The sequence below is a fragment of the Cellulomonas septica genome, from assembly GCF_012396155.1.
GTDB classification, from domain to species: domain Bacteria; phylum Actinomycetota; class Actinomycetes; order Actinomycetales; family Cellulomonadaceae; genus Cellulomonas; species Cellulomonas septica.
Genome location: NZ_JAAXOY010000155.1, coordinates 1 through 6,391 on the forward strand (window position 1 = coordinate 1; position 6,391 = coordinate 6,391).

At 74.2% G+C, this 6,391-nt stretch carries 8 protein-coding genes and 1 pseudogene; 3 read left to right on the plus strand and 6 right to left on the minus strand.

Annotated features, from left to right (window positions below; translation table 11 throughout):
* Positions 1-126 (plus strand): annotated as a pseudogene (locus HGA02_RS07960) (isocitrate/isopropylmalate family dehydrogenase); the annotation flags it as partial.
* A gap of 358 nt (positions 127-484) precedes the next feature.
* On the opposite strand, the gene HGA02_RS07965 reads toward HGA02_RS07960, so the two are convergent.
* The 5 genes from HGA02_RS07965 to HGA02_RS07985 are packed head-to-tail and all read right to left on the minus strand — an operon-like array spanning position 485 to position 4,167.
* Complete coding sequence (locus HGA02_RS07965; RefSeq protein WP_168678572.1) at positions 485-922, minus strand: hypothetical protein; 438 nt, start codon at positions 920-922, stop codon at positions 485-487.
* A 40-nt stretch (positions 923-962) separates the two neighbouring features.
* Positions 963-1,601: a hypothetical protein gene (locus HGA02_RS07970; protein ID WP_168678573.1), complete on the minus strand. Its 639-nt coding sequence runs from the start codon at positions 1,599-1,601 to the stop codon at positions 963-965.
* The gene (locus HGA02_RS07975) at positions 1,598-1,882 is read right to left on the minus strand and encodes a hypothetical protein (RefSeq protein ID WP_168678574.1); all 285 of its coding nucleotides are present in this window, start codon (positions 1,880-1,882) and stop codon (positions 1,598-1,600) included. Before HGA02_RS07975 ends, HGA02_RS07970 begins: the two co-directional genes overlap by 4 nt.
* 9 nt (positions 1,883-1,891) lie before the next feature.
* Positions 1,892-3,337 (minus strand): hypothetical protein, encoded by a 1,446-nt coding sequence (locus HGA02_RS07980; RefSeq protein ID WP_168678575.1) that lies wholly within the window; start codon positions 3,335-3,337, stop codon positions 1,892-1,894.
* Complete coding sequence (locus tag HGA02_RS07985; RefSeq protein WP_168678576.1) at positions 3,334-4,167, minus strand: hypothetical protein; 834 nt, start codon at positions 4,165-4,167, stop codon at positions 3,334-3,336. The genes HGA02_RS07980 and HGA02_RS07985 overlap by 4 nt, the downstream gene beginning before the upstream one ends.
* 203 nt (positions 4,168-4,370) lie before the next feature.
* On the opposite strand from HGA02_RS07985, the gene HGA02_RS07990 reads away from it, so the two are divergent.
* Together HGA02_RS07990 and HGA02_RS07995 are read left to right on the plus strand one after the other, a co-directional pair.
* Entirely contained in the window at positions 4,371-4,970 is a 600-nt protein-coding gene (locus tag HGA02_RS07990; protein WP_168678577.1) for a hypothetical protein, read from the plus strand.
* A complete protein-coding gene (locus HGA02_RS07995) occupies positions 4,964-5,986 on the plus strand; it encodes a hypothetical protein (protein WP_168678578.1) in 1,023 nt (340 codons plus the stop codon). The genes HGA02_RS07990 and HGA02_RS07995 overlap by 7 nt, the downstream gene beginning before the upstream one ends.
* 121 nt (positions 5,987-6,107) lie before the next feature.
* Here HGA02_RS07995 and HGA02_RS08000 read toward each other — a convergent pair.
* Positions 6,108-6,391 (minus strand): FHA domain-containing protein (locus HGA02_RS08000; protein ID WP_168678579.1); only part of this gene is annotated, 284 nt, incomplete at its 5' end.

A 6,391-nucleotide genomic window follows, 5' to 3' on the forward strand; every position in this document is an offset into this window, starting at 1 on the left:
GGCCTGGCCGCGTCGGCGAACATCAACCCGGACCGCACGGCGCCGAGCATGTTCGAGCCCGTGCACGGCTCCGCGCCCGACATCGCGGGCCAGGGCAAGGCCGACCCGACCGCCACGGTGCTGTCGGGGCGCGGTCACGGGTGGGAGGTGGCTGTGGGGCACGACCCAGCATCATCCACGGTCGTGCGCACCCGGGAGCCGACGCGCCGCGCGTGGCCCGTCCGGGCGCGCGTTCGCGGTCGCACGGGGAGCGGGAGGGAGGTGTCCGACGGGGTGGGCGGCCCCGAGGGGGAGGGGCCGCCCACCGGAGGCTCACGGGTCGCGGTCGCCACAGCCACGTCGCCCGACCTCCGTCGGACCCCACGTCGACCGGCCGCCGGAGGACGGCGTGCGCCGTCGTGGGGCACTCCCGGCAGCATCGCTGCTCACGGCGCCCCGGACGCCGGACCAAGGTCCCGCTCGGGGTGCGGGTCGTGCTCGGGTGCTACCGGTGCTCGGCGAGGACGGCGTCGAGCGCGGCACGGAAGGCGTCGGGGTCCTTCGTCGACACGATGATGCGCTCCCCGTTGCGCCGGGTGAGGGCGACGATCCGCGGGTGCGCCGTCGACGCGGTCGTGCCCCACTGACCGCCGGCGAGCTTGCCCTCGACGATCTCGCCGGGCTGCGAGACGCCCGGGTACAGGTCGGCGAGGCGGACCTTGAGGCGGCCCACGCGGAGCTCGGAGTCGGTGACGCGGATGTTGGTGTAGCGGCCGACGCTCCAGACGAGGACGGCGCCCAGCACGGTGACGATGCTCACGAGGATGGTGGCGAGGACCCAGCCGCCGTCGGTCAGCGCGAGGCCCACCCACAGGACGACGCAGACGACGACCAGGGCCAGGGTCGAACGGCGGCGCGACGCGCGCTCCTCGTACCGGATCACCGGGACATCCTAGGGTCCGGCCGCGCGCCGCCCGCGGCGGTCACAGGAACTCCCCGCGCAGGACACGCTGCGTCTTCGGGAGCAGGCACGTGTGCGCGCGGTCGAGCACCCACAGCAGCGGCAGCAGCACCTCCGCGAGGCTCGCGGACGCCTTCCAGCTCACCTCGGGCGGCCCGGACGCGCCGCCTGGGCGGCCCGGGACGGGTCGCAGCAGGTGCGTGACGACGGGTGCGTCGTCGTCCGACCGGGTCAGCTCCATCCGGTCGGCGAAGATCCGGCCCGCCGGCCGCCACTGCCAGGAGCGTCCGTCCGGCCCCGACACGCGCAGCTGCCACCGGTCGCGGCCGCTGCGCTCGCGGTCGACCGCGACGGTCTCGCCGAGCACGTCGACGGGCATGAGGACGAAGTTCCACAGGATGCTGTCGGGACCACCCGTGGCGGGCTGACGGAAGCCGCTCGCGATCTCCCGGGTGCCCCCGGGGGCCGTGTCGTCGGCGAGCGACGCGACGAGCACGCGGTTCCGCCACACGACGGTGACCCGGTGGCCGGCGACGTCGACCTGCGTGCGCGCGGCGAACGGGACGGTCTTCGGCATGTGGTGGAAGTCCGGGATGCTCAGCTCGTCGACGACCGGCACGACGCCCGCGACGCCCAGCGGCGCCCAGACGTCGACGCTCACTGCGGCTGCCTCTCGCGGCGCGCGTCGCGCTCCTCCTGCTCCTCACGCTCCTCGGCCCGCCGGGCCTCGCCGCGGACGCGGGACGCCTCGTCGCGCAGGTTGCGCGCGGCCGACTGCGCGGCCGACCGCCAGCCGTTGAGCGAGCCGCGGACGTCGGTCGCGTTCGCGCACTCCCAGTCGGGGGAGTCGGCGATCGACTTGGCCGGGTCGATCGCGGTCTCGACGTCGGCCGCGAGGGCGTCGAGGGCCTGCGCCTTGGCGAAGAGCTCGGTCGATGTCATCGCGCCCTCTCAGAACCAGTTCATGGGGTTGAGGTCGGACTCCTTGATGTCGTCGAGACGGTCGCCGACCCACTCGCCGGCCTCCTCGGCCCGGTCGCCCGCCCAGTCGACGGCCTGGTCGGCCGCGGCGGTGATGTCGTCCCAGTGCTCGACGACCTCCGCGCCGGCCCACACGACACCCGTGACGGCGACCAGGCCGAGCGTCACCGGGTTGGGCGCGATGAGGGCCGCGGTCATCGACGCGTTGAACGCGGTCTCGGCGTACTCGCCGATGACGTGCGCCTTGCCCTCGGTGCCGCCCTCGGACCAGAGCCTGTTGTTCTCGTCGAAGTTGTTGACGAGCCCGACGACGCCGTCGACCGTCGCGAACGCGCTGCCCGCGACGCCGAGGACCCGCAGCGCGCCCGCGGACCTCAGCATCGTCGTGACGCCCGACTGGCTCGCCATCGTCAGGAGGTTGCCGGCGCCGCGCGCGACGACGGCACCCGTGGCCGGGTTGATCCACGGCTTGCCGACGATCGCGTTGCCCCACGTGGCGAGCCTGGTCGCGAGCTGCCCGGTCCTCGTCGCGCCGAGCATGCGGGAGACCCAGGTCGTCGCCTGGACGCCCTTCTCGCTCTGCAGCAGCTTCGCCAGCAGCGTCGGCTGCATCTCGCCGTTCACCGCGTACGTCTGCGTCGCGGAGGACATGCGGGTCACCCACGCGTCGAAGTCCTCGACGGTCGGCGCGAGCTTGAGCAGGTAGTTGCCGACGGTGTTGGGGACGAACGAGCCCGGGTACTTGAACGGCACCTTGCCGGCGAGCCCGCGGCGGTCCGCCGCCGTGAGGGCCGCGGAGAGCCGGTTCGCCCAGGCGGCGTCCGACTCGGCGAGCGACGCGAGGCCCGGCTGGATGATCTTGCGGTCGGCGAGCCAGCGCGCGAGGGCGGGACCCCCCTGGAAGATCAGCGTCCCGGCGGCGGCGACCGCCGCCCCGCCGCCGACGACGAAGTTCTGGATGTCGTGGTACGCGTCGACGAGGGCCGTGGCCTGCTCGCTGTCGGACATGCCGGCGAGCTTCTCGAGCGCCTCGGCCTGGAGCTGCTCGAACCACTCGGCGAGGTTGGCGGGGTCCGTGTCGTTCCAGGCGTTCGGGGCCGTGCCCGTCGCACGCACCGCGATCAGCGCGTCCTCGACGGACATCGACTGGCCCGCGATCGCGGCCGCCTGGTCGGCGGTCATGCTCACGCCGCCGAACGTCGGGTTCGCCTGCGCCATGTGCTCGAGCACGCCGATCCGCTGACGCAGGTCCCTGGAGACGTCGCGCGCCCACTGCTCGGCACCGTTGAGTCCCGCCAGGTCGACCCGCGCGTCGAGCGCGGAGGCGCGGGAGAAGAGCTCCGGCAGGTCCTCCGCGAGGTCCTCGAGCGCGACGACGGTCGCGGCGAGGACCTCCTTGTCGATCTTGACCGTCACGACGCGCCGACCCGGGCCAGCACCGACCGCAGGTCGGCCGACGACGGGAGGAGGCCCGCGAGGAGCTGCCAGACCTCGCCGCCGGACACCGGGCGGAACGTCGCGAGCGTGCCCGGCGTGACGTCCTCGGGACGCAGCGGCTCGGCGGGCTGCTCGCGCACCCAGTAGCCGCCGGGCCCGCAGTCCCACAGCGCGAGGCCCCGGGCGTCGGTCGCGGCGTCCGGGCCCCACACGAGGCTCACGCGCGCGGTCGACTCGAGGAAGGACAGCGTCGCGAGGAGCATCGACCGGTCCGCCTCGGCGACCTCACCGAAGAAGCGCTCGAGCTGCGCCGTGGCGACGACCTTGGCCGGCTCCCACGTGTCGTCGGTCAGGCTCATCGTCTGGACGACCGCGTCGACCGCCCGCAGCGGGACCGTGAACGGCGTGGCGATCTTCGGCACCTCGCGACGGCGCAGCCCGGCGAGCCGGGCGAGGATCCACAGCACCTGCGGCAGCTCGTCCTGGCAGTACACCGCCTCGACGTCGTCGCCGCCCCGGGGCCACGGGTCGGTGTACCAGACGGTCTCCTCGCGGACCGCGAGCACGGCGAGCGTGGGTCCCTGCGGACCCGCGGTCTCGACCGACGCCTGGATCATCGGCTCCGTCACCGTCCGGACCAGGTCGACGACGAGCGGGCTCACCGCGCCGTCCTCGTCGACGACGCCGGCCTGCACGAGTGCGGCGCGCGCCTCCTCGGGCGCGGGCTCCCCGTTGTGCAGGAGGCGGAGCGTCTCGAGCTCGTCCTCGCTCAGGGCGACCCTGCGCCGCACGACGTCCAGACGAGCCATGCTCACGTCCACCCTTCGAATCCGGCGATTTCGGACAGCACCCTAGTGGCGACCCCCGGGGGTGCGTGACCGCTCGTCCACCGCACCCACCGGACGGCGCACGACCGGGCGTCCCGCCGACGGCCGCGCCGCGTGCTCACGGGGCATTCGGTACGGTATCGGTCGGTTCGGTCGACCGGCCGAGGGTCGCAGGAAGGGCGCAGATGAGCCGCTGGGTCGTGGTCGTGGTGTCGACGCTGGTCGTGGGCCTGCTGGCGGGGTGCGGCGGGGCCGAGGAGCCCGCGGGACTCACCGCGGCGCCGACCACGACGCCGACGCCGAGCGCCACGCCGACCCCGGAGCCCGAGGTGGACGACCTGTCCGACCCCGAGCTCGGGATCGTGTTCACGGACGTGCCGGCGCTCACGGGCGACGAGGCCGACGTCCACAACTGGCTCGCCACGTACGAGAAGGAGTACTGGCGGACCCTGCGGACCAACACCGTGAGCCCCGCCTTCGCCCTCATCGCCTCGCCCGAGCTGCAGGGGGCCATGCAGAAGGTCGTCGACAAGAACGTCGCGATCCAGGCGTCCATCGGCGGCGTGCTCGAGACGCGCGTGGGCAACGTGGCCGTCACGGGGGACCAGGCGACTGGCGAGATCTGCGAGGACTTCTCGAAGGCCACCTTCGCGGACGCGACCCGCACCTACACGCCGGCGGAGGCGGGGTTCGGCGAGAAGAAGCACAAGGCCTACACGCTGACCCGCGTGCCCGGCGAGGACCGCTGGCTGGTCGCCACCAACGAGGTGTCGGGAACATGCTGAGGCGGTCCGCCGCCGTTCTCGGCCTGTCCGTCGCGCTGGTCCTCGTCCCGCTGACGGCCGCCGTCGCGGACGACCCGCCGTTCGGCCAGGAGGAGACCGCCGGTCCCGGCGACTCGAGCGGCCCCGGCACGGGGACGAGCGGCGGGTCGTCGGGCGGGTCGATCCAGGTGACGGTCTCGCAGTCCGGGTCGACGTCGGGCGGCCGGACGTTCACGAGCACCACGACGCGCACGGTCGCGCCGCTGTGCTGGATGGGCCGGGGCCCGACGGGGGCCGAGTACTACGAGTACTGGAAGCTCGGCGGACCGGCTCGCGAGTCCGACACCCTTGACGACTTCGCCAACCAGGGCCTGCTGCACCAGGGCTGGGAGGAGCACGCGACCGACACCGAGGGCCACTGGTACGAGGCGACGTGCAGCGGCAGCGCCCCGGGTGAGGTCGCGACGGAGTACTACCTGTCCCACCCGGCGGTCTGGGTCGGCCCGACCGACCCCGCGCCGCCGCAGGACGCCCAGGTCGACCCCGAGGTGCTCGCGCAGATCGCGTCGGAGTCGATGGACCTGCCCCGCGGGACCATCCGCTGGAACCCGAGCCTCTCGGGCACCGGGGCCACGGTCGTCGGCACCGACACCTGGGTGTGGGTCGAGGACGCCGCCACCACGGTCTCCGTGACCGCGCAGATCCCGTCGGGCACGTGGGCGCGCGTCGACGCGGCGCTGTCCGCGCTGCAGGTCAGCGCCCCGGGCGCCGACACCGTGTCCTGCCCGGACACGGGCACCCCGTGGGGCGGTGGAGCGGCGTCCACGACGTGCTCGCTCCGGTTCTTCCGGTCGAGCGCGAACCAGCCGGTCAAGGCCGGTCAGTCGCAGCCCACCGCGACGCTGACGGCGCAGGCGACGTGGACCGCGTCGTGGGTCTCCTCGGAGGACCCCAACCCGACGGCGCTGCCCGCGCAGACGATCTCGGCGACCGCCGAGATCCCGGTCGCCGAGATCCAGGGCGTCGTCTCGCGCTAGCGGCGCCGCGTCGTCTCGCGCTCGCGGCATCGCCGCGGGTGCGCGAGCCGCGCGTGCGGCACGTCAGACGCTCGGACGAGAGCCCGGCGCGCCAGGCTCAGGCGCTCAGGCGCTCAGGCGCTCAGGCGCTCAGGCCGAGCGTGCAGCGCACCTCGCCGAGCAGCACCACCGTGCCGGCCGGCACGGCGACCGGCGTGTGCGGCACGAGCCGCACGGGGGCGTCGAGCAGCACGTGCGTCCCGTTCGTCGAGCTGAAGTCGGTCACCAAGATGGTCCCGTCGGGTTCGACGTCGACGAGCGCGTGGGTCTTCGACACCGTCGCCCCGACCACCCGCACGGGCGTCCGCCCGGTGGGGGCCACCGGGTCGCGGCCGAGCGACGCGCCGCCCGGCACGCGCACCGGCG

Bases quoted from the DNA above. Each gene is read 5' to 3' on its own strand.
- HGA02_RS07975 (WP_168678574.1), bottom strand. From the start codon at position 1,882: ATGACATCGACCGAGCTCTTCGCCAAGGCGCAGGCCCTCGACGCCCTC.
- HGA02_RS07985 (WP_168678576.1), bottom strand. From the start codon at position 4,167: ATGGCTCGTCTGGACGTCGTGCGGCGCAGGGTCGCCCTGAGCGAGGAC.
- HGA02_RS07990 (WP_168678577.1), top strand. From the start codon at position 4,371: ATGAGCCGCTGGGTCGTGGTCGTGGTGTCGACGCTGGTCGTGGGCCTG.
- HGA02_RS07995 (WP_168678578.1), top strand. From the start codon at position 4,964: ATGCTGAGGCGGTCCGCCGCCGTTCTCGGCCTGTCCGTCGCGCTGGTC.